The 22,590-nt window shown below is 65.9% G+C and carries 23 protein-coding genes and 1 pseudogene; 20 read left to right on the forward strand and 4 right to left on the reverse strand.

The window, feature by feature from the left end; genetic code table 11:
* The first annotated feature begins 178 nt into the window (after positions 1-178).
* On the forward strand, positions 179-727 hold the full coding sequence (locus ACODRZ_RS16510) for a DUF736 domain-containing protein (RefSeq protein WP_304537359.1): 549 nt from the start codon (positions 179-181) through the stop codon (positions 725-727).
* A 134-nt stretch (positions 728-861) separates the two neighbouring features.
* Positions 862-1,986, forward strand: a complete 1,125-nt coding sequence (locus ACODRZ_RS16515) for a hypothetical protein (RefSeq protein WP_167539654.1) — start codon at positions 862-864, stop codon at positions 1,984-1,986.
* Between the two features lie 210 nt (positions 1,987-2,196).
* On the opposite strand, the gene ACODRZ_RS16520 is transcribed toward ACODRZ_RS16515, so the two are convergent.
* Positions 2,197-3,477 (reverse strand): SulP family inorganic anion transporter, encoded by a 1,281-nt coding sequence (locus tag ACODRZ_RS16520; RefSeq protein WP_019054552.1) that lies wholly within the window; start codon positions 3,475-3,477, stop codon positions 2,197-2,199.
* Between the two features lie 2 nt (positions 3,478-3,479).
* Positions 3,480-3,788, reverse strand: a complete 309-nt coding sequence (locus tag ACODRZ_RS16525) for a helix-turn-helix domain-containing protein (RefSeq protein WP_043146178.1) — start codon at positions 3,786-3,788, stop codon at positions 3,480-3,482.
* 179 nt (positions 3,789-3,967) lie between these two features.
* Here ACODRZ_RS16525 and ACODRZ_RS16530 point away from each other — a divergent pair, with 179 nt between their 5' ends.
* From ACODRZ_RS16530 to ACODRZ_RS16570, 9 genes and pseudogenes are all read left to right on the forward strand, one after another.
* On the forward strand, positions 3,968-5,788 hold the full coding sequence (locus tag ACODRZ_RS16530) for a phosphoenolpyruvate carboxykinase (GTP) (RefSeq protein ID WP_488971810.1): 1,821 nt from the start codon (positions 3,968-3,970) through the stop codon (positions 5,786-5,788).
* 15 nt (positions 5,789-5,803) lie between these two features.
* Complete coding sequence (locus tag ACODRZ_RS16535) at positions 5,804-6,112, forward strand: alkylphosphonate utilization protein (RefSeq protein ID WP_019054549.1); 309 nt, start codon at positions 5,804-5,806, stop codon at positions 6,110-6,112.
* 170 nt (positions 6,113-6,282) lie between these two features.
* A pseudogene (locus ACODRZ_RS16540) lies at positions 6,283-6,537 on the forward strand (DUF2171 domain-containing protein).
* A 114-nt stretch (positions 6,538-6,651) separates the two neighbouring features.
* Positions 6,652-7,044, forward strand: a complete 393-nt coding sequence (locus ACODRZ_RS16545) for a DoxX family protein (RefSeq protein WP_157410318.1) — start codon at positions 6,652-6,654, stop codon at positions 7,042-7,044.
* A gap of 643 nt (positions 7,045-7,687) precedes the next feature.
* Positions 7,688-8,017 (forward strand): single-stranded DNA-binding protein, encoded by a 330-nt coding sequence (locus tag ACODRZ_RS16550; RefSeq protein WP_171132328.1) that lies wholly within the window; start codon positions 7,688-7,690, stop codon positions 8,015-8,017.
* A 56-nt stretch (positions 8,018-8,073) separates the two neighbouring features.
* Entirely contained in the window at positions 8,074-8,403 is a 330-nt protein-coding gene (locus tag ACODRZ_RS16555; protein WP_019054544.1) for a hypothetical protein, read from the forward strand.
* A 29-nt stretch (positions 8,404-8,432) separates the two neighbouring features.
* Positions 8,433-9,035: a hypothetical protein gene (locus tag ACODRZ_RS16560; protein WP_019054543.1), complete on the forward strand. Its 603-nt coding sequence runs from the start codon at positions 8,433-8,435 to the stop codon at positions 9,033-9,035.
* 773 nt (positions 9,036-9,808) lie between these two features.
* Complete coding sequence (locus ACODRZ_RS16565; protein WP_019054542.1) at positions 9,809-10,888, forward strand: DUF2493 domain-containing protein; 1,080 nt, start codon at positions 9,809-9,811, stop codon at positions 10,886-10,888.
* Positions 10,889-11,087: 199 nt separating this feature from the next.
* Positions 11,088-11,654, forward strand: coding sequence for a hypothetical protein (locus ACODRZ_RS16570; RefSeq protein ID WP_488971809.1), 567 nt, complete (start codon positions 11,088-11,090; stop codon positions 11,652-11,654).
* Positions 11,655-11,658: 4 nt separating this feature from the next.
* Here ACODRZ_RS16570 and ACODRZ_RS16575 read toward each other — a convergent pair whose 3' ends face one another.
* Positions 11,659-11,910 carry a hypothetical protein gene (locus ACODRZ_RS16575; RefSeq protein ID WP_019054540.1) on the reverse strand — a complete coding sequence of 84 codons (252 nt, stop codon included), beginning with the start codon at positions 11,908-11,910 and terminating at the stop codon, positions 11,659-11,661.
* Between the two features lie 581 nt (positions 11,911-12,491).
* On the opposite strand from ACODRZ_RS16575, the gene ACODRZ_RS16580 reads away from it, so the two are divergent.
* Both ACODRZ_RS16580 and ACODRZ_RS16585 read left to right on the forward strand, forming a co-directional pair.
* Positions 12,492-12,983 (forward strand): hypothetical protein, encoded by a 492-nt coding sequence (locus ACODRZ_RS16580; protein ID WP_254447843.1) that lies wholly within the window; start codon positions 12,492-12,494, stop codon positions 12,981-12,983.
* A gap of 365 nt (positions 12,984-13,348) precedes the next feature.
* Positions 13,349-13,573, forward strand: a complete 225-nt coding sequence (locus tag ACODRZ_RS16585; RefSeq protein WP_019054538.1) for a hypothetical protein — start codon at positions 13,349-13,351, stop codon at positions 13,571-13,573.
* Between the two features lie 117 nt (positions 13,574-13,690).
* Here ACODRZ_RS16585 and ACODRZ_RS16590 read toward each other — a convergent pair whose 3' ends face one another.
* Positions 13,691-13,909: a hypothetical protein gene (locus tag ACODRZ_RS16590; protein WP_019054537.1), complete on the reverse strand. Its 219-nt coding sequence runs from the start codon at positions 13,907-13,909 to the stop codon at positions 13,691-13,693.
* Positions 13,910-14,390: 481 nt separating this feature from the next.
* Here ACODRZ_RS16590 and ACODRZ_RS16595 point away from each other — a divergent pair, with 481 nt between their 5' ends.
* From ACODRZ_RS16595 to ACODRZ_RS16625, 7 genes are all read left to right on the forward strand, one after another.
* On the forward strand, positions 14,391-14,681 hold the full coding sequence (locus ACODRZ_RS16595; RefSeq protein WP_019054536.1) for a hypothetical protein: 291 nt from the start codon (positions 14,391-14,393) through the stop codon (positions 14,679-14,681).
* The gene (locus ACODRZ_RS16600; protein ID WP_024020798.1) at positions 14,671-16,977 is read left to right on the forward strand and encodes a type IV secretion system DNA-binding domain-containing protein; all 2,307 of its coding nucleotides are present in this window, start codon (positions 14,671-14,673) and stop codon (positions 16,975-16,977) included. Before ACODRZ_RS16595 ends, ACODRZ_RS16600 begins: the two co-directional genes overlap by 11 nt.
* Positions 16,977-20,021 carry a MobF family relaxase gene (mobF, locus tag ACODRZ_RS16605; RefSeq protein ID WP_019054787.1) on the forward strand — a complete coding sequence of 1,015 codons (3,045 nt, stop codon included), beginning with the start codon at positions 16,977-16,979 and terminating at the stop codon, positions 20,019-20,021. The genes ACODRZ_RS16600 and mobF overlap by 1 nt, the downstream gene beginning before the upstream one ends.
* A 50-nt stretch (positions 20,022-20,071) precedes the next feature.
* Positions 20,072-20,272, forward strand: coding sequence for a hypothetical protein (locus tag ACODRZ_RS16610; RefSeq protein ID WP_019054788.1), 201 nt, complete (start codon positions 20,072-20,074; stop codon positions 20,270-20,272).
* A gap of 17 nt (positions 20,273-20,289) precedes the next feature.
* Positions 20,290-20,745, forward strand: a complete 456-nt coding sequence (locus tag ACODRZ_RS16615) for a DUF2726 domain-containing protein (RefSeq protein WP_488971808.1) — start codon at positions 20,290-20,292, stop codon at positions 20,743-20,745.
* A 54-nt stretch (positions 20,746-20,799) separates the two neighbouring features.
* Entirely contained in the window at positions 20,800-21,447 is a 648-nt protein-coding gene (locus tag ACODRZ_RS16620; protein WP_024020800.1) for a hypothetical protein, read from the forward strand.
* A gap of 141 nt (positions 21,448-21,588) precedes the next feature.
* Positions 21,589-22,506, forward strand: a complete 918-nt coding sequence (locus tag ACODRZ_RS16625; RefSeq protein ID WP_019054626.1) for a hypothetical protein — start codon at positions 21,589-21,591, stop codon at positions 22,504-22,506.
* The last annotated feature ends 84 nt before the right edge of the window (positions 22,507-22,590 follow it).

The raw sequence follows: 22,590 nt of genomic DNA on the forward strand, positions 1-22,590 counted from the left end.
GACCGCCCGCAGGCGGTCAGCGCCATCCAGCGCCCAACGCGTTTCGACCCGAGGCCGCTTTTGCGGCGCTCGGATGGGCGCTTGCGCGCCTGCTCGGCCGAACGGCCGAGGAGGGGAGTGGGGAAGGAGGAAGGTGGCTCGGACACGGTGTTCGAGACCGCTTTCAGGAGACTTTCCCATGAACATCGGTTCGATCAAGCAGAATGACGCCGGCATTTTCGTCGGCAAGATCGCGACGCTGGCGATCGCCATGACGGTTGCGCTGCGCGAGGTGCACTCGGCCAATCCCAAGGCGCCCAAGTTCGAGGTTCTGGCGCTGTCGGCGTCGCGGGCGTGGGTGCAGGTGGGTGCGCTGTTCGAGCTGTTCTCGAACGGCACGGGCGAGGCGTTCCTCAACGGCAAGATCGAGGACCCGAGCCTGGCCGCGCCGCTCTACGTGTCGGCGTTCCGCCAGGAGGACGGCAGCTACAACGTCGTCTGGTCGCGCCCGACGCGTCGCCGCGATCTCGCCGCGGAGATGGCGCCCAAGGCCGACGAGGGCCTGCCGCCGCTGCCCGGCGCCGACGAGACCGCCGGCCCCGCCACCCAGGGCGCCGAGGCCGGCCTCGGCCAGTCCTCCGCCGAACATGCCTTCGGTGGCGAGCCCCAGGAAGGCGGTCGCCGCCAGCGCAAGCCGCACGGTTCCGAGGCCGCCGAACCGGCCGAAACCGCCGACGCGACCGCCTGACGCGATCCATCTCCCCCGCCGCGCCCAGCCTCCGGGCGCGGCCCCTTGCAGGGTCCGTTTCGCACGTCGCGAAGCGGGCCCTGTCTCTTTTGACAGCGCGCACCCGCACGCCGACCAACAGCGAGGATCCCTCCATGCCTTCACTTGCCCAATCCAGTCTCCCGACCCGATCGCCCCACGACTTGTGCGGCCTCACTGCCGACTTCGTCGCGCTCACCAGCGCCGAGATCGTTTCCGCCGAGGGTAGCGTGGGCAAATTCTGGGCCGGTGACGGCAGCCGGGAATGCATGCTGGATGACGATTGTCTGGTTGCTCGCCATGTTGTGCCCTTCGCGAGCTATCCCTGGCACGTCTGGCACCACATCGCCGCCGAAATCCTCGGCGGCGCCTATGACCTGCGGGACGCCTCGCAGATCGAGCGACTGATCCAGCTCCGTGGCCTGTTTCCGCGCGACGGCGCGTCGGCCCCGCACTGGATCGCGCTCGACCAGACCGATCTCGCGACCTTGCTGGAACGCCAAGAGCATCCGAATAGCGAAACGGCCCAGCTTTCCCGTCTGCGCCTCGATGGTCTCGATGCGGGTCTCGGCCTTCCCGCACCCGAATATTATGTCGATGCGCGCGAGATTTCCCGAGAGACCTGGGAATCGATCTCGCACCTGACCTTCGATCAGGCTTTCGCCGATCCGGAAGGCCGGCCCTACGACCTGATCTTCGACAGGCCTGACCTCACCACCGGACACGCGTCCGGCCTGGCCTTCGCGGCGCTTCACGAACTGCAAATCGTGTTGACGGAGGAAAGGCCCGTGCCCCCGGAGGATGGCGACTTCCAGAGCGATGCGATGTTCGAGACCTTTACGGCGAAGCTGGCGGATATGATCGCAGCCGCGCCCGCCTGTCTCGCCCTTGCCCATGGCGATACCAACGGTCGGATCGCCGCCGCAATCGACTTCGTGGACCAGCGCTGCCCAGGATGGTCCGAGAACTTTTCCACGTCGCCCTCTGGCGGTGAGCTTCGTCCCGTTCCTCTCGCATGGAGCCGGCAGATCGCAATCGCGGGCCTGCGTGATGCGTCCGGCGAACATGCCCTCGTGCAGAACGCTGACGAAGTCCCCGCCTCCTACGCCATCTATGCTGAACGCCATGATGGCTCCCTGGAATGGCTCGGAACGGCGTCCACCATTGCCGATGCGACGCGTCTCACAAGCGCGATCGGATCGGCCTCGGCACCGCGTATGCTCTCCGCATTGACCGATTGAACCCTTTGACCGCGACGCGGTCGCTCAATGGCGCTCACGGCCCGAACCTGGTCCCACCGCTTCTTCCGCCCTCCAACATGCTCCCCGACGTGCCCGGTCCCGCGCCTCCCGGCCGCGCACGACCCTTGAGGGCCTGCCTCGCACATTCCCCGCGAGGCAGGCCCTGTTTTTGTTCTGCGGGCAAGCCACTTGCTCCGCACCGTCGCACCTTCAATCGCCCTCCTGCGGGACCCTTCGCCGGACGATCGCCAGCAATGCGGCGACGACACACCCCGCGACGATCCCGAATGTCAGGTCCTTCACCAGGGTCAGGCCGAAGGTCGCGAGCAGCACCGAGGCCGTGGGCCAGCTACGGATCAGGCGCAGGAATTCGGCCTTCTCGGCCATGTTCCAGCACACCACCAGCAGGACGCCGGCGAGCGCCGAGAGCGGTACATAGCGCGCCAGCGGCGCAGCCACGAGCATGAAGAGCAGGACGAACAGCGCATGCAGCATGCCCGACACCGGGCTGATCGCGCCAGCCCGGATGTTCGTCGCGGTTCTCGCGATCGTGCCGGTGACGCTGATCCCGCCGAACAGGGCTGAGACGATGTTGGCGAGACCCTGCGCGACCAGCTCCATGTTGGAGCGATGCTTGCGTCCGGACATGCTGTCGGCGACCTTGGCCGACAACAGGCTCTCGACGCCGCCCAGCAGGGTGAACGAGAGCGCCGACGGCAGGAGCTGCAGCACCAGCGCCCATGACATCTCCGGTGCCTGCGGCGTCGGCAAGCCGCGCGGGATATCGCCGAAGCGGCTGCCGATCGTCTCGGCCGGAAGCTGCATCCATGCGGCGGCGATGGACGCCAGCACCACCGCGATCAACATGCCGGGCCAGTTGGGCCGATACCGGCGCAGCACGAAGATCAGCGCCGCCGAGCCGAGGCCCAGCACCGCCGCCGCAGGCGTCGCCGTCGCTGCCGCCTTGCCGAGCGCCAGCAGCTTGGGGATCAGCGGGCCGGGTTCCGCGCCCGCGAGATGCAGACCGAACAGATCCCGGATTTCGCCTGAGAAGATCGTCACGGCAATGCCGCAGGTGAACCCCACGGTCACGGGATGGGGAATGTGGCGGATCAGCGAGCCGAGGCGCGAAAGCCCGATCAGCGTCAGCATCGCGCCCGACAGCATCACGGTCACGAGCAGCCCGTTCAGACCGAACTTCGTCGTCGTGGCAGCCACCAGAACGATGAAGGCCCCCGCGGGTCCCCCGATCTGGTAGCGGCTCCCACCCAGCGCCGAGACGAGGAACCCGCCGATGATCGCTGTATATAGCCCTCGCTCGGGCGACACGCCGGAGGCTACGGCGATCGCCATCGACAGAGGCAGCGCCACGATCGCCACCGTCACCGCAGCGAGCACGTCCTTGCGCAACGACGAGAGGGAATAGCCTTCGCTCAGGGCCGTGACGAGCTTCGGCCGGAAGAGATGGGCTGTCGCCGTACCGTCAGGCATGCCTACGCCGCCGATGCATTGTCCTGCGTGCGCCGCACGGGCTCGCGCAAGGTCGGGCTGGTGGGATCGCGCAGCCGGACACCCCGCCCGCCGCTCGCGCTGATGCTATTCTCCCGGATCAGCTCGATCCCCTCGCGCTCAAGCGCATCGACCACCTTGGTCAGCGTATCCACCACGCCCCGGACATAGCCATCGCTGGTCGCTTCCATGCGCTGGATCGTTGGCAGCGAGACGCCGGCGCGCTCGGCGAGCGTGCGCTGGTCGATTCCGAGGAGCGCGCGCGCCGCGCGAAGCTGAGCTGGGGTGAGCATCGCCATGATGTAAAATACATCAGGAATGACGTCAAGGATTGCTCAGAAGCGAGGCTGACTATCTGAATAGCGATCCTAAACTTGCATCTGGCGTCCTCAAACTGCTAACGAACCGGGCATCAACCCCCTCGCAAACCGCGCGCGCTTGCCGCGACGCCCCAGTTATTCGGAGAGTTTCGATGTCGGACGCCCTTATCGCTGAAACGCTGGCGGCTCCGACTCGCCATCGCCGCCTCGCTGCCTGGGTCGACGAGATCGCCGCCCTCACCAAACCCGACCATATCCACTGGTGCGATGGCTCCGAGGCCGAATGGCATGCCCTGACCGAGCAGCTGGTCGCGGCCGGAACCCTGCGCCGCCTCGATCCCGCGAAGCGCCCCAACTCCTTCTGGGCCGCCTCGGACCCGCGCGATGTCGCGCGCGTCGAAAGCCGCACCTTCATCTGCGCCGAAAACGAGGCCGACGCCGGACCGACCAACAACTGGCGCGCGCCGGACGAGATGCGCGGCACGCTCAAGGACCTGTTCGACGGCTGCATGCGCGGGCGCACCATGTATGTCGTGCCCTTCTCCATGGGCCCGATCGGCTCGCCGATCAGCGCGCTCGGAGTGGAGATCACCGACAGCCCCTATGTCGTCCTCTCCATGCGCGTGATGACGCGGATGGGCACGCCCGCGCTCGACGCCTTGGGCGAGGACGGCGAATTCGTGCCCGCGGTCCATTCGGTCGGCGCGCCGCTCGCGCCCGGCGAGGCCGACGCCGCCTGGCCCTGCAACGAGACCAAATATATCGTCCACTTCCCCGAGACGCGCGAAATCTGGTCCTATGGATCGGGCTATGGCGGGAACGCCCTGCTCGGCAAGAAATGCTACGCCCTGCGCATCGCCTCGGTCATGGCCCGCGACGATGGCTGGCTTGCCGAGCATATGCTCATCCTCAAGCTGACCTCACCCGAGGGCCGCGTGCATTATGTCGCCGCCGCCTTCCCTTCGGCCTGCGGCAAGACCAACCTCGCCATGCTGCAGCCGACCATTCCGGGCTGGAAGGCCGAGACCATCGGCGACGACATCACCTGGATGCGCTTCGGTGACGACGGCCGGCTCTACGCGATCAATCCCGAGGCCGGATTCTTCGGCGTCGCGCCGGGCACGAGCGCGACCACCAACGCCAATGCGCTCGCCAGCCTCGACGCGAACACCATCTTCACCAACACAGCGCTCACCGCCGATGGCGATGTCTGGTGGGAGGGCCTCACCAAGGAGCCGCCCGCCGGGCTGACCGACTGGCGCGGCCAGGCCTGGTCTCCCGATCTCGGCACGCCGGCTGCCCATCCCAATGCGCGCTTCGCCTGCCCCGCGGGGCAATGCCCGGCAATCGCGCCCGAATGGGAGGACCCCAGGGGCGTTCCGATCTCGGCCATTCTCTTCGGCGGCCGCCGAGCGACGACCGCTCCGCTCGTCACCGAGGCCTTCGACTGGCAGCACGGCGTGTTCCTGGCCTCCAACGTCGCGTCCGAGGGCACGGTCGCGGCCGAGACCAAGATCGGCGACGTGCGCCGCGATCCCTTCGCGATGCTGCCCTTCTGCGGCTATAATATGGGCGACTATTTCGCCCACTGGCTAAAGCTGGGCGCGGAGGCGTCGGACGCGGCCAAGCTGCCGCGCATCTTCTACGTCAACTGGTTCCGCAAGGATGTCGACGGCCGTTTCCTCTGGCCCGGCTTCGGCGACAATGCCCGCGTCCTCAAATGGATCGCCGATCGCCTGGACGGGCGCGTCGAGGCCGAGGACAAGGCCATCGGCCGCCTTCCCAGGATGGACGACCTCGATCTGGCGGGACTCGATCTCTCCGACGCAGCCGTGGCAGCCCTCCTCGCCGTCGATCACGACGAATGGCGCGCCGAGGCCGAGCGCATCCGCCGCGACTATGCACGCTTCGGCGACCGCCTGCCCGCGGCGCTGACCGCCGAACTCGGCGCGCTCGAAGCGCGTCTGGCCTGAAGGGCGCGACCGACCATGACCGATACCAGCGACGACTATGTCTATGACGAAGCCTCCGGCGAATGGATCAGTCCGGCCGAGGCCGCCGCGAATGCCCACGCCGCCGAGGCGATCGAAGTGCGCGATTCCGTCGGCAACCTTCTCGCCGATGGTGATAGCGTCATCACGATCAAGGATCTCAAAGTGAAGGGCGCAGGCCAGACCCTGCGCAAGGGCACCGTGATCAAATCGATCCGACTCACCGGCGACGCCCAGGAGATCGACTGTCGATACGATGGAATCAAGGGGCTGGTCTTGCGCGCAGAATTCGTCCGCAAGCATTGAACGGACGAGTACCGTTTGCCTTGGACAATTTGCCCCGCAATGCGGGACATTCTGTCGTTCGCCTGCGTTGAGCATCGCCGCATGTCGCTGACTATGCACGTGCATCGCTGGATCATGCCGGTGGCATGAGAGTTGCTTCGCGACCTCCGCCAATCAAGGAGAAACTAGCGATGGCTCACGACATCAAGGAAGGCATGGAAATCATCGGCGCCGATGGCGTCCATGTCGGCACCGTCGATCGTCTCGAGGGCGACCGGATCTAGCTCGGGAAACATGACAGCCACGGCGCCCACAGCGGCCACCACCACTATATCAGCATCGGCCTGGTCGCCGGTGTCGAAGGCGACCGCGTCCGCCTCTCCGCCAACGCCGACGTCGCGCTCTCCTTCGAAGAAGAAAAGTCCGGAAAGCCCGTCCAGGACTAGACCCGTTGTTGCACGCCCGCACGGGCGCTAGTCTTCAAGAAGCCCGCCCGGGTAGACGCACGACCTTTCCGTGCGTCCTCCTGTCATGGCGAGGCCGATCACAGGGGGATGCTCATGAACGACCGAGGGCTATTTCTCGCACGATTGTTCCTTGGCATCCCCTTCATCGTATGGGGTGCGATGAAGCTCATGGGCGGCGCGGCCGCCCTCGTTCCCGGACTTGCAGCCATCGGCCTGCCCGACCCCCTGATCTTCGCCTATCTGATCGGCCTTTGCGAGCTTGTCGGCGGGATCGCGATCGTCCTGGGTTATCCCGTCCGCACGGTTGGCATCCTGCTCGGGCTCTGGTGTCTCGCCACGGCCAAGCAGGCGCACATGGGCAATCTCACCGAAATCCTGAAGAACGCGACCATGGCGGGCGGCTTCTTCCTGATCGCCGCGACCGGCGCGGGCTCCCTCTCCCTGTTCCGCGGGATACCGCCAGGCCGGCTCGCCCGTCTGCGGTAGATAGCCTCGCCGTCCTTCCCGGCTTTCCTCGCCGATAGGCCGCATCGAGCCACCATCTTGGCGACAGGCGGGCCGGCCCGACCGCAGGAAGCGTCGCCGAGGTCTCTGCCTGCCGACCGCTGATATCGCTCGAGCCGGAGCACCCGTCGCCGTGCCGCGGTGCGCTGTCCTCTTGCCGGACGATCCAGCGCCATGCCCTTCCTCGTGCATGGCACTCGCCGACCGCTGGCCGGCATGACCTGATGGCATCTCGCCGTCCCGGACGCCGCGCCCTGTCGATCCCGCACACGAGGCCGTCCCCAGACCGCTCGGGCGAGGCCGACAATCCGACGCGCCGCCGCCGTGCAGGGCAGGTGTCTCGCTTTGGCTGACCCCGAGTGAAGACCGTCCATGGCGAGGGCCTTCGCGATATCGCCGGTGGGCCATCCGCTTGAGTGGATGAACGCTACGCCCGTGCGGGGCCTCCGCAACCCGCCATTTTCCGACCGTGTTGAGGCCTGGCGGCCTCTGCCCGCACCACTCGAAAAATGGGGGTTTCCCCTCGCTGGCGCTCGGGTGCGGTGTCCCCTCGATCACGGGCCTTCGGACAAGTTCATCCCAGCGGGATCGGCCCGCTGGCGTGAGACGCGAAAGGCATCAGGCCATGAACAAGGTTTTTCTCTCGGGCCGCATCACCTCGGACATCAGCCGCTTCGGCACGGACAGCAAGGGCGGCGTCAGCTTCAGCCTCGTCACCTCCAAGCCGGTCATCAAGGACGGCCAGGTCCAGAAGGACGACAACGGCTACACCGAGACCTACGACGAGTTCCACACGGTCAAGGCCTTCAACGGCCTCGGCAAGTCGGTCGCCAACCACAAGAAGAAGGGCGACAAGCTCCTGGTGGTCGGCGAGATCCGCTACAGCCGCAACGAGCGCGACGGTCGCACCTACTACAACACCGACATCGTCGCCGAGGAAATCGAATTCCTCTGACCGTCCTTCCGGGCGGTCGCGCGCGGCCGCCCTCCACCTTTCGATGGAGAGCACAAATGTTCACCCTCACCAGCTTCGACGACATCGCCGGCATCGCCCACGGCATCGAGACCACCAACCCCTGCATGGTCGAGCGCATCCGCCGCGCGGCCGACAGCATGGGCCGCCACGAGATCGCCGCCCGCCTTGGCCAGGCGATCACCGAGGCGACCGACGCCGCCCACGCCCGCGACTTCGAGCAGGCGCAGTTCGGCGAAGCCAGCGCCGACGCGATCGTCGACTGCGAATATTATGACGATCTTGCCGCGGCCTGGTCGCTGGTCGCCAGCGAGCACCAACTGATCGTCCCCCATTCCATCTTCGCGCACGACGGGTCGGTCCATTGACCCGTCGGCCTTCCAACAGGACAACGCTCATGCACGCACAATCCACGCCCGCCCGGTCCGCCGACCATTGCTTCGGCATCATCATGCACCACCGCCTCGCCTGGTGGCTGGTCGAATTTCCCGATCTCGATGCGACCCCGCTGCGCGCCCGCAAGCTTTCAGGCCGGCTCACGCCGGCCCTTGCCGACTGGCTACGCTGCGAGACCGGCGATCCGCGCCTCGGCGACGATATCGCCGCGCTCAATCCGGACAGCCGCTGCTGGTCCGGCGAATTCTCCTATGTGCCCGCGGCCGGCGCCGCCGATCTGTTCGACATCGATGCCCATCCCTGGGGCAGCGAGGCCAGCGAACTGGAGACCCGGCTCGCGCGCGCGATGATCGATGCGACACTGCACCCGATCCCCTCGGGCTTCATCTCGATCTTCGGTGCTTTGCCGCCCGAGAACCAGCCGGTGCTTGCGATCCGGTTGAGCGGCTATACCTGCTCCACATTCGAGCTGATGACGGTACGGTATATGCCGACCTACCGGCCGCGTTCGCCCTGGCGCGACATCTCCGGCGATGCCGTCGGTGACAGCGGCAGCGATATCCTTGGATGGCAGCTCGCCGCCGACTGGATCAGGCCGACCTGATGCCGGCGGCGAGGTCGGCACACGCCGGCCTCGCCCCGTGCCTAGGGCGAGCTTGCCACCCGCCCAGCATCCCCTGAAACTCGCGGCGCGGCGCCCTCGATGGCGGCGCGGGCATTTGCCGTGCTCACCCGCCTCTGACCGGACCGGGTTCAAAGCGAATGTCGCCTCGCGTCACGTCTGCGTGCCGCGCGGTGCTGCGTGCTGGCTGCGGCGTAAGTTGCTCGTGCTGCGGGATCTCACCGATCGATCAGACTTCGTCTGAAAACCGGGCTGTGTGGGGCCGGCGAGGTCCAGGTCATCGGTCCTGCGATAGGGCTGGCCAAGAAGGGTTGGCGCATCCCGCCCTTCGCTCGGGCGAAGGACGGGACCGGGGCTCTATTCGCTAAGCCGCCGCCCGCGCGTGCCGCGCGAGCCCCGGCTAAGCTCACGGAGCCGAAGCGGAGCTTCGTCTCCGCCCTGCCGGGTCACGATCCCACTTGCGGTTGACGAGCGGGGAAGGATTTTCATTCCTATTCCTCTCTTGTGTCTGCCTAGTGTGGCATGCGGGGTTGGCGGTCCGTCGAGCATGAGCGGTCCCCCCAATTTTTGCGTGCGCCCGCTGGCGCGGCCCCCCGAAAAAATCGGCTCCCCCGCTCCCCGCGCGGCGGCGTTAACCCGGGTCCGGCCGCGAGCGGCCGGCTTCCCGGTTAACGTGCCCGACCTCCCTGACCACCGCATGCCCTGAGCCAGGCCTCATCCCGAGGATGAGACATCCAGAACCCATGGAGGCTCACATGACCAAGTCTTTCTCGAACTTCGCAGATCTCGCCAGCTTCATCGCCAGCGAGACGGACAGCCACGACCGCGCCGCCACTTACGAACACGCTTTCATCGAGCATGACGAACGCGCGAAGCTCTCGCCGGTCGACGAGGCCGAGCAGCTCGACATGCCCGACCCGGAGCAGGCCCGTGTGGCCGTTGAGATGGTGATGGCGACGCTGTTCGATGTGTTCCGCGACACGCGCCTCGAACCCTATGCAGCCGATCTCGCCTGGGGCTTCGTGAACAGCTTCCACGTCGTCGCGAAGCGCATCAACGACCGAGAAGACGATGCCGCGAAGGAGCTTGGCGAACTCGCCCGCAACTTTGACCCGAGCGAGATCTACGCCGCGCAGCTCGAAGACGCCCAGCTTCTCTGCCAGACGCTGCAAGGGTGCCGCGATGCGATGGAGTGCATGCGCGACCACGCCTCCGAAGTCTATCGCGTCGAGACCGGACGGCCCTATTCGCCGACCCGCGGCAGCCGGGTGTCCCGAGGCGTCACCGCGTCGATGATCGATGCCCGCGACTATCTCGCTTCCCGAATTCGAGAGCGCCGCGAGCAGTTCGCGCCCGAAGGTCCGGTTGTCGCATTCTCCGGCGGGCAGGTCTGGGAAGACCATGAGGGTCTCTGGCGCGGGCTCGACTCGATCAAGGCGCGCATCCCGGAAATGATCCTCGCAACGACCGCCCAGACCAAGGGCTGCGATGCGATTGCGCAGGCATGGGCGGCAGCGCGCGGCGTGAAGGTCATTCTGTTCAAGCTCGACCGCCGGTTGGGCGCCAAGGCCGCCTTCGTCCGCAACGACCGGCTGCTGGCCCTGAGGCCGGTGGAAGCCGTCGTCTGCGAAGGCTCGGGCATCCAGATGAACCTCGCCCAGAAGCTGCGGCAGGCAGGCGTGCCTCTCCATGTCGTGAAGCTCGATGAGACCGTGAAGGCGCGGCTCGCCCAGCCCAAGACCGATCTCCCGAAGTCCCGCGACGAGTTCGATCCCTGGACGCAGGATGACTACTACCGCGACATGGTGAACGGCGGTCGCCAGCGTCGTCGCTGACGCACCCTCGAGAGGCTCCGGCATCCGCCGGAGCCTCTCTTCTTTCTTGCTGCGAGGAAGCGGCGCACGCGGGCATCGAACCCCCGTGCGCCGCGACTGCAGCGTCCCGCCAAGACGGGCCCGACAAGCTGACCGTGGGCGGCCGCCAGAAAGAGGAGAGGGGAGGGGCAAAGCGCCTTCAGTCGAGGAGACCAAGCCCGTGTCCATCCTGTTTCGCATCACCGAACCGGCCGACGATGCTCTCTCGCCCAGCGCTATCATCACGGCGCGGAAACTCGCGGCGCTCCGGCGGTTCCTCCGCTCCGAGGAAGACCGCATCGGCGTCGCGCTGCTTGAACCCGACGAGTATCTCGGCGACAGCTTCGAGGCGCGCGTCTGTCCGCTCGCGCTCGCCGCCATCACCAGCATCTTCGACCATGACGCCGCCGTGATCGCGGTCATCGAGGAAGCCCAGTTCAGAGGACGGCGCATCGCCATCCATCACTGCCCCGCCAGCGCCGAGATCACGCTGTGCGTCGCCCTCACATCGGATCAGGGCCTCGAACTCGATCTCGCCTATGGCAATGCCTATGCGCTGCTCGAAGCCCTCGCAATCGAGGCGGAAAGCGTCGGCGACATTCCCGTCGAGCTCCTCCGCGCCCGGCTGTCCGATCCGGCCACGCCGAGCCGGGCGGCACTGCGCGGCGTCGATCATTATCTGCCCCGGCTCGAGCGTCTCGTCGCGAGCGCGCCGGCGCATGATGACGCTCGGTTTGCGTGGGCCTGAACGGTCAGTTCGTCGCCGACGGAACGCCATCGACATAACGCTCGAGAAGGCTGTCGATCGCGGCCTGCAGATGACAACAGGCCCTGTCTTCTTCGGCCTCTTCGAGCGCCTTCATCGCCTGCCGCATCAGGACCAGAGCCAGCGCGCGCCGGATCTCCGGATCGTTTCTCAGATGGTCGATCGCGTCCGACGCTTCAGCCGCTCGCGATGCCATCTCCGGCGGACGAGACTCCACCTTCTGCCCTGACTTGCTCATCCCACGCTCCCCGGATGCGCAAGGGCCAAACCCTTGCCGAAACTCCCGCGCTCTGGGCGCGGGAGCCGGGGCTGGTAACACGTCGAGACATGCGCCTACGCTTTTAGCACCGAGGCACCTGGACATATGCGCAGGCACCCCGGCGTGAAACCACACCGAGCTGCCTTTCTCGACGGGATTACCAGTCCCGGCGCCACGGCCTTGGTGGCGCAAGCGCTCGCCTATCACAGAGATGGAACGACACCAAGTTGCCTCTGTGCGAGCCGCTCCTAGACGTGCGATGCGGTCCATCCGGACGCCCGCACGACGCTCGGGGGCAAAGCCAAACCACTCTCACATCTCGGCATCAGACGGAGCTTCATCGCCACAGTTTGACGCTGGGTGTCTCTCGGCCGTCAAGGATCAGCGGTCCCCCCAATTTTGCCGCCGATCCGCTCCGCTACCCGGCAACAAAATCGGCTCCCCCGCTGCCCGCTTCGCGGCGGCCATGCCGTCCCTGACCGCCTCAACACCGCGTCCCGATGAGCCCATCCTCATCGATGAGAGATGGGGAGCACGGCATCATCCTGATGGAGGCTCTTATGGACAACCTTTCCGACGATCTCCGGGCGCTGTTCAACGCTCCGATCTGCCCGTACTGCGCGACGCTCTACGATCCTGAGCATTATGACGAAGTCGATGAATGCGCCCGCTGTTCGAACTGCGGCAGGACATACCAGGTCGCAGCCGAACACCGCCCACAACAGGCGCACACTCCGCAGGACGATCCGCTATCCGCAGCCGCCCAATCGGATAGTCTGGCGCAGTTTCGGGAGGAGGCGGACCGCGTCTCGAAAGCGATGATGCACCAGACCGCCGGCGGCAGCTACGAGATGTATGAGCGGTGGTTCACGGAGGCGCTGGAGCCGACCATCGACAAGCTCGATCCGGCGCTCCGGTCACAGGCAATCGCGATCGCCACCGAGCTTGGCTATATCGACGATCCCGAGATCATGGCCGCCGGTTTCGGACCAGGCCTCTGCTCGATCAGCGGCATCGACGAGAACTACTGCCACTGCGGTCGTCATCCCTGACGCCATCCGGGACCGGGCCTCGCGCTCGGTCCCTTTTCTTTTGCCGCTGGCATCAAGTCCCGGCTCGCTCGCGTGCCGCGCGGACCCGTCGGTCCGCACGCCGCTACGCCTTGCCGGGGTCTCCCGACGAGAGGAAACATCTCTCACAGACTTCCCATTCTGTCGGACGCCCGAGACCGCCTCAAGGACGGCGGGGCCCCACCATTTTCTCCGGCGGATCAGGCGCGGCGCTTCTCCTTCGGCGTCCTGGCCGCCGAAGAAAATCGTGACCCCCACCGCCGCTTCGCGGTCGCTTCGCGATCCTTGACCCGGCCTCGGCCGCCCGACGCGCCGCTCCTGTCATTCAAGACAGACAGGAGCCTATCATGCAGATGATCTCGACCAGCGCCGCCGCCGACAACGCCGCCTTCTTCGCCGCCATCGCGAACGCCGAACGTCGCGCGCTTCACAGCTACTTCGACCAGCATGTCGTGGCGGACGAGGAGGCCGGCTACATCACCATCGACGAGGGGGATTACGGCGCGCTGCCGATGACGATCATCGACCGGATCGTCCATAGCGTGCCGGGCGGGCGGCTTGACGAATTCTGAGACAGACGGGGAGGGGCGCGGGCGCCTCTCCCCTTTTTTTGTGTGGCGATGTTACGGGCATGAGGGGCATCGAGCCCCCCATGCCCGTGCCGCGACAAGGGTCGCGGCGGGGGCTGTTCAGGCCGTCAGGCGCTTTTCCACTTCCTCGATTCCCAGCGACTTTATGCGGGCGACCAGCCCACTCAATCGCTTGCCGTCGAGCTTGAGAAGACCGGTCTTCTCGATCGCCTGTATCGCGGCCTCGCGTTCCTTCTCTTCCAGTCGTTGCCGCCGCTCTTCCAGCTTGCGGCCTTCTTCTTCAAGCGCGGCTCTTTCCTGTTCCAATGTGCGTGCCATGATGGGCCTCTTGGTTCACGCTGATCGGGCTATGAACGGTCCGACTATAGGCGCTCATCGAGCCTGCCGAAAGCGCTGAAACGCACCCGCGATCGCGTGGTCCGTCAATCGCCAGCCGGCATTTCCTTCCGACCGCAGGCCGGCACGGAGCCCCGCCGGAGGCGCTATCCCAACCATTCCGAACGCGTCCTGGACGCTCCGAGGGTCTGGACTCAGCCCTGGTGCAGAGAAGCACACCGAACGCACCTTCGGTGCATAGGTTCTGGAACAATTCCAACCGGTTATGGCGTTTCCGCTCGGTGGGACACTGTGGGACATGGTTTCGCCGTTCCCGAAACCCACGGAAATCCGCCATTTTCGCGTGTTACAGGCGCACACGCTTGCTGCGGGGAAGCCGATTTCCTTGCTCCACCACAGCGATTGCGCTATAACCCGGACCGGTTTCTGAGACCCCACCAGCCTCCCTGCTAGGAGGCTCGGTTTGACCATCCCCTACAAGCACTGCTCGGTCCGGCTCGACCGCGGCAAATATGATCGCCTCGTCGCGCTCGCGGCGGAACGCGGATGCACGCCATCGGACCTGCTGCGCGCGGCCGTCGATGCCTTCCTGGGATCGGGCCAGTTGCTGAGCTCCAGCCATCGCCGGATCGCCCGCATCAGCGAGTTCCAGCAGCTCGCGCTCGACATCATCATCCGCGAGCAATTCCCCGAATATCGCGATCGCATCATCGCCGAAACCGACAAGCGATTGGAGCAATATCATGGCGCGTGAGGACATCCGCACGGACGGGCGTCCCGTCCCGCTCACCCATCATTCCGCGCGCGGCCGCGTCCAGCGCAATGCCGGTAATTTCACCCGCGGCAGCCAGCTTCTTACCCACGAAATGCTGATGTGGTTCTCGGGCACGAAACTCCCCTTCATCCTGTGGTTCTTCGCCTTCCTCGCAGCCTGGTTCATCATCATGTCGATCAAGCTCGATGAGCATGGCTTCCAGCTCGTTTGCATGAAGATCTACGCGACGCTCTGGAACTGGGTCGATCTCAATCCGAGCAAGCGCGTCAACGTCACGCTTCCCAATGGCGAGATCCTGCGCACCGTGATGAAAGCGGTGCCCTATGTGCCCGAGGTCATCACCGCCTGGGCCGTCGCGATGCGCGGCCTCATCGGCGCCTTCCTCGTCTCGATCTTCATCACCATTCCGGCGGCCATCTGGTTCGTCGACATCTCGCACCGGCGGGGGCGTTCGATCCTTCAGGAACGCCATGAACGCGGGGCCATGCTGGTCGACCGCACCGTCCTCCTTGCAGAGATCAATGAGCACAACCGGATCAAGTTCGAAGAGGAAGCCGCCGACCTCTTCCCCAGCCTGTCCCCGCGGCAGGTTCTGGCGCTCCCGTTCCGCGCGCGCAAGGAAGCCGGCATCCATCATCCCTACACGCTCGCCGGCATCCCCTTTCCGCACCGCACCGAGCAGTCGCATGCCATGCTCATCGGCACCACCGGCTCGGGCAAGACGACGGAGCTGAGGAGCCTCGTCACCCAGATGCGGGAGCGTCAGGACACGGCGGTGATCTTCGACCTGACAGGGGCCTATGTCGAAGCCTTCTACGATCCCACGCGCGACACGATCCTCAATCCGATGGACGCGCGCTGCCCGGCCTGGTCGATCTTCAACGACTGCCGCACGCACAGCGAGTTCACCGCCGCCGCGGCGGCGCTGATCCCGTCTGACGGCGGCTCCTCCGAACCCTTCTGGGCGCTCGCCGCGCGCACGCTCTTCATCGAGATGTGCATCCGCCTCATGGAGCGGGGACAGACCAGCAACCTCGCGCTGTCCGAGAACCTGATGACGGCCGACCTGAAGCGCGTTCACCGCTTCCTCGCCAACACCATCGCCGATCCGCTGACCGCCCCAGAAGCGGCCCGCATGGCGGAATCGATCCGCGCCGTCTTCAACACCAACGCGCAGGTCCTGCGCTTCCTGCCGGACGAAGGTGAGCCCTTCTCGATCCGCGACTGGATCACCCGCGACAAGAAGCCCGGCTCGATCCTGTTCGTGACCTCGAACTATGTCGATCTGCCGATGAACCGGGCGCTGCTGACGCTCTGGATGGACCTCGCCATCAACCGGCTGATGACGCTGCCGCGCACGCGCAGCCTGCGCACATGGTTCATGTTCGACGAGCTCGGCGCTCTCCACCGCCTGCCCGCCATCGAGAATGGTCTTCAGACCGCCCGCGCGTTCGGCGGTGCTATGATCCTCGGCATCCATAGCTTCGAGAAACTGGTCGAAGTCTATGGCGAGCAAGGAGCGCGCAATCTCGCCTCGCTTGCCCGCTCCAAGCTTATCCTCGCGACCGCCGATCTCGACACGGCCGAGCAGTGCGCCCGCTACATCGGCAACCGCGAGGTTCGGCAGATGGATGAGGCCTATAGCTATGGCTACAACAACACCCGCGACGCCTCGACCCTGACCCCGCGCAAACAGGTCGAGCCGCTCGTCATCGCCGACGACATCACCAACCTGCCCTCGATGCACGGCTTCGTGAAGTTCCCCGACGGCTTTCCCGCGGCGCGGATCCTGCTCGAGTGGAAAGACTATCCCCAGGTCGCCCAGGGCTTCGTCCAACGGCCCGATGTCGGGCCGGTGCGGTCAAAGCGCGGAGAGGAAGCGTTCGACGAGGATGGGGCAGGGGAGGCAGGCGGGCGCGACGGCTCGTTGCAGGTGGTGGAAGAGGTGGCCGAGACCACCAATCTCGCCCGCGATCTGGCCGCGCGCATCCTGTCGGCCGAGGTCGAGGAGGAGGACGATGCCGCCCGGCGCGCGGCCCAGCGCGCCGACGATCGTGACGAACAGGCGACGCCCGGCACCCATGCGGCGGACAAGGCGGCAGCGGCGCGCACCGGCGGCGAAGAACAGCCGGTCTCCGCGCGCGACAGGGATGACCGCCGCGATGGTCATCGGCACGGCGAGACCAGCCCGCAGGTCGAGGATCTGACGCTGGTTGAGCTGCGCCAGGCTTTCGCCAGCGGCCGCGACGATGACGGCATGGATATGGGCATCTGATGCTCTCGGTCGCCGGCGTCCGCTCCGCTTCCGGTGCCGCGAACTATTTCGCGAAGGACGACTATTATACGGTCGAGGGATCCTCAGAGATCAGCCTGTGGGCGGGGGAGGGGTCGGAAGACCTCGGTCTGTCCGGCGAGGTGTCCAAGGACGCGTTCGAGGGCGTGCTCAATGGCATCCTTCCGAGCGGGGAAGCGGTCGCCCAGGTCGAGAACCGGCGCGCGGGCTACGACCTCACCTTCTCGATGCCGAAGTCGGCCTCGATCATGGCCTATGTCGCCGGCGACAAGCGCGTGCTTGAGGCCAATATGGCGGCCGTCAAGCAGACCATGGCGTGGGTCGAGAAGAACCTCGCCGAGGGGCGGCGCGACATCGAAGGCCGCAAGGTGCCGGTCCAGACCGGCAATCTCGTCTATGCGCTGTTCCAGCACGACACCAGCCGGGCGCTCGATCCCCAGGCGCATATCCATGCGGTGATCGCCAATCTCACGCGCATGCCCGACGGCAAATGGCAGGCGCTCCATGCCGACAAGCTCTGGAGCCACAACAGCATAATCGGCTCGATCTACCACGCCTTCCTGCGCGCCGGGCTCGAGCGGATCGGCTATCAGGTTGAGCTCAAGGGCAAGCATGGCACGTTCGAGATATCGGGTGTCCCCAAGGCTGTCATCGGCGAGTTCAGTCAGCGCCGCGAAGAGATCCTCGATCACGCGACGCGGTTGGGCATCAAGTCGCCCGAGGGCCTGCGCGAAATCACCAAGCGCTCGCGCGATCCCAAACTCGATGTCGAGGATCGCGCGGCGCTCAAGCAGGGCTGGATCGACCAGGCTGCGGCCCACGGCTTCGACGGCAAGGACCTGCGGGCGGCGGCCGAGGCGCGCGCAGGGCTAGCGGCTCCGGAAAGCGCCCTGGAGCGCGGCTACCGCGCCATCGTCGATGCCGTGGATGGCGCCCGCCAGACCCTGGGTGCGCTGCTTCGTCCCCAGGATCCTCTGGTGGACAACGCGCTCGCCCGGGCGGTCAAGTCGCCGGGAGAAGCACGCGCGCAGCTTGCGGTCGCGTCTGCCGTGCGCATGCTCTCCGAACGCGAAGCCGCCTGGCCCGTCAATCTGCTGAGCAAGACCGCGCTCGATCTCGGCCTCAAAGGCGTCACCGTCGACATGATCGAGAAGCGGATCGATCGGCTGGTGCAGAACCGTCAGCTCATCCCCGGCGTTGCGACCGCCGCGGATCGGACGGGCCGCATGGGCACCACGCAGGAGGCTCTGCGGACCGAAGAAAAGATCCTCGGTGCTGTCGAAGAAGGCAAAGGGAAAGCGGAGCCGATCGTGGCGGCAGCAGACGCGCCGCAGCGCTTGCAGGAAGCGGTGGCTCTGCCCCTCAATCCGGGTCAGCTTGCAGCGGCGACAATGATCCTGTCGTCGACAGATCGGACCGTGTCGGTCCAGGGCGTTGCGGGCGCGGGCAAGTCGACCATGCTCCAGGCGGTCGCCCGGGTCGCCGAAGCCGAAGGCCGATCGATCACCGGCCTCGCATTTCAGAACAAAATGGTGGCGGACCTCGGTGAAGGGGCGGGCATCAAGGCGCAGACGATCGCCTCCTTCGTCCTCGCCAATGAGCGTTTCATCACCGAGCGTGACACGCCCCGATATGACGCCGCGCGCGAGAAGCTCGCCGGCACCATGTTGCTGGTCGACGAGACGTCGATGGTCTCGAGCAACGACATGCTCAAGCTCCACCAGATCACGGCGGCCCTGGGTGTCGACAAGCTGGTGCTGGTCGGCGATCGCCAGCAGCTCTCCTCGATCGATGCCGGCAAGGCCTTCGCCATGATCCAGGTCGGCGGTGGCACCGTGGCGCGCATGGACCAGAATATCCGTCAGCGCACCGACCAGCTGCGCACGGTCGCCGCGCTCGCCAATATCGGCAAGGCCGGCGCGGCGATGAAGGTGCTGGGGGAGCGTGTCGTCGAGGCAGCCGACCCGGCGGCCGCTGCCGCCGACATGTGGCTCGGACTTGACCCGCAAGAGCGCGAGGCAACCGCCGTGTTCGCGTCGGGCCGCGATGCGCGCGCCATCATCAATCAGCGCATTCAGGACGGACTGATCGCCGAAGGCAGCGTCAAGGGCGAGGCGATCCACCTCACCGTATACGAGCGCGTCAATACGACCCGCGAGGAGCTGCGCTATGCGTCGACCTACTGGCCGGGCCAGACGCTGGAGGTCGGCCGCGGCGGTGCGCAGGACGTCGGCATCAAGGCGGGCCGCTACGACGTCCTGAAAGTCCATGCCAACGGAAAGGTTGAACTGTCGGACGGTCGCCGCAGGATCCGGTTCGATCCCCAGAAGCTTTCCCCGACCGAGCAGCGCGACCGGCTGCAGCTCTCCGAGAAGAAGGACCTTCAACTCCGCGAAGGCGACCGCATCCGCTGGACCGCCAACGACAAGGAACGCGGTATGCTCAACGCCGCTCTCGCCCGTGTCGTCGGCGTCGATGCCGATGGCGTGAAAGTAGAGACTGCAGACAAGGCGCTCGTGACGCTCGGCCTCGGTGACCCGATGCTGTCTCGGCTCGACCTTGCCTACAGCCTTAACATGCACATGGCGCAGGGGATCACCACCGACAAGGCGATCGGTGTGATGTCGTCATTCGAGCGTTTCCTGTCCAATCAGCGTCTGTTCAACGTCCTCGTCACCCGCGTGCGCGATGCCCTCACGATGGTGGTCGACGACAAGGAGAAGCTTGGCCGCCAGCTCGACATGAACCCCGGTGACAAGACCTCCTCCCTCGAGACGCTCGGTCGCCTCGACATCGACGGGAAGAAGGGACCGGGCGCTCAGACCCTCGAGAAATTCGACCCGGGCCCGATCGATGGTATCGACCTTTCGGACCTTCCACCGATTCCGACCGACCTCCCGCCGCTGCCCGATGGCGCCGCGCCCATGCCGGCCGCGAAGGCCCCGCCAGCGCCGTCCGATCTGAAGCCGGATCGCGGCGATCCATTGCCGCCGCTGCCCGAACGCAGCCTCGGCCTCGACTTGTGAATGGAGAAGCCGCCGGCGCGGTGCCGGCGGCCAAGAGAAGGAGATGAACAATGGGTTGGGAATTCGAGGAAGCCGGCAAGTTCGGCAGCGAGAAGGCGGCAAACGACTATGCCCGGCGAAACGGCCTCGATCCGCGCGACGTCCAGATCACCCGCAAGGGCGAAGAGGTCGAGCTCAACATCCGCCGCTCGGCGCTCGATGGCCGGAATCTGCGGGACAACGGGGAAGGTCGGCGCGACGGCTGGGGCTGAAGGAGAGAGCTGTGAACATGTTTCAACTTCTGGCCTCGCTCCTGCTGGTGAGCGGGCTCGTGGCGCTCGGCTGGTCGCGGCTGTCGGGCAATATTACCCCTCAGCAGCCTCTGGCGCCTGTCGCCAGGCCGTTCATGACGCAACGAGAACAGGCCATGCTGGCGGCGCTCGAACATGTGCTGCCCATGTACCGCATCCATGCACAGGTCGCGATGGGTGCGCTCCTCAAGGTGCCTTCCGTGCCTGGCCGGCGGGTCATCCCGGCAGACTGGAATCCCTTCGCGCGCAAGATCGTCGATTTCGTGGTGGAGGATCCCACCACAGGCAGGGTCATCGCTTTGATCGAGATCGACGACCGCTCGCATGATGCCGAAAAGGATCGGGAGCGCGACGCCATGACAGCCCGGGCCGGCTACCGGACCTTTCGGATTCCCGCCGGTACGGGACCGACCGTCCAGGCCGTTTCGGGGTGATCGGGCATCTTCGCGACGCGGCGCCGACCGCCGCGATCAACGGGTAGCCCGGCCATGGGACTCGATGATCGCGACTATATGCGCGAGCGCTATCGCGACCGTGCGAAGAAAACCCCGACCGGGCGGATGGAAGGCGCCTGGTTCGATTCCGTCAACCGCGGCTTCGACTATCAGCGTAGCCGGTACTGGAGCCTGCGCGGTAATGCCGGCGGGACACTGCGCTGGTTGCCCTTCGCGTTGAGCCTGCTCCTCATTGCCATTCCCTTTTTAGGGGAAGCCCAAAGGGCGGGATGGCTGCCTGACGGCGCGGCGGCAATGCCTTTCCCGGAATCGGGTTCGGTCACCGTCGAAAACGGGGTCACGCGCAAGCGCATTTCCAGCTTCCTCACCATCGAAACCGCGGATGCGAACGCGGTCGTGCAGCTCTTCGATCCGGCATCAGGCCGGCACATCATCTCGGTCTATGTCTCAAAAAACGACCGCATTCGCGTTCCGGTCCCGCAAGGCACCTTCAGGATGCGGCTGATCGAGGGCCAGAAATGGCATGGCCCGGCGCACTTTTTCGGATCGAACACATCCTATGAGACGGTTGCGGAGCTCATGAGCTTCGAGCCGCGGACCGGGCATATCATCGACCTGCATCGCCGGCCCGATGGCAATCTCAAGACGCGCATCATGCTTACCCGGCCTGAGAGCCTCTGATGGAGGCAGCAGAAGCCATACCCGTGTGTCGGGCATCCTTGTTCCGCTCCTGCCGCAGGCGCGACGAGATGGCCGGACTCCGCGAGGCGGGCCTTGCCCGAGGCATTCAAAAATTGTCGGCGCCCTTCAGGAGAAACAGAAATGACCAGACAACCACGCGCCTATGACGCACTGGCCGCCCATCTGGCTCCGGACGATCCGGGCGAGGGGGAGCGCCAGATCGACACGGCGATCCTCACCCTGCAACGCGCGCGCTATGGCCCGCTGAATCGCAGCCGCGCGCTATTCTGGCTTGGCCAGCTCCTGCTTGGGCTCAGCACGGTCATTCTGGGAGCGCGTTTTCTCTGCTGGTTCGAACCACAACTTTGGCAGACCTTCTTTGGGGTTCTTGCCGGCGCCGTTCCGACCGTGGTCGCCAAGGTCGTGTTCGTCGGCGCCTTCCTCCACTTCGTTTATCATTGCACCTTTGGGGCAGTGACGGATTACGGTCCGGCACCCACGCCGCCAGAACCGATTTACGAGTGGCTGGCCGCTCAAGGCAAATCGAACCTGACCTACTGGCACGAAATCTACTGGCCGTACCGCAAGCGTCAGGCGAACCGGAAAGAGATTCTGGGCTTTGTCATCTGGCGAAAGACGCCGTGTCCGCCGGACCGGTATCCGCCAACGCCGGTGCCGGTCGGGGCCGCGCCGGAGCCGGAGAACCCCCACATGGTGTATCTTGACAGCCCGCAGGGGCGTGCGGATCGGGAGGCCTTTCTGGTGACGTTCGAGCATCGGATGGATGACTGGTGGCGGCTCTCATTCAGGCTGACCCTCGCCGTGCTGATCATGCTGTTGGTCGTCATCTACCTCCCCGTCTATCCGGCGACACAGGCGGGCGATCTGATCCGCACCGGCGTGATGACGGCTTTCATTGCGGGGTGCATATTGGCGTTCTTCGGTTTCGGCAGAGTGCCGATGCGCTGGCTCCCTTACCCCGTCCGGCGCTACTGGTTTCGGGGGCTTCCACCCGAGGCAGCGCAATTTCGGGATCATATGATCGCGCGTTCGAACTGATTGCGTGGGCCGCGGCAGGAACAAGGTGCTGGCCACGAACAATGCCAGCCTGTTGAAACGCGCCATCGACGCCAAGTCGCGCGC

The organism is Novosphingobium sp. FG90 (genome assembly GCF_057808725.1).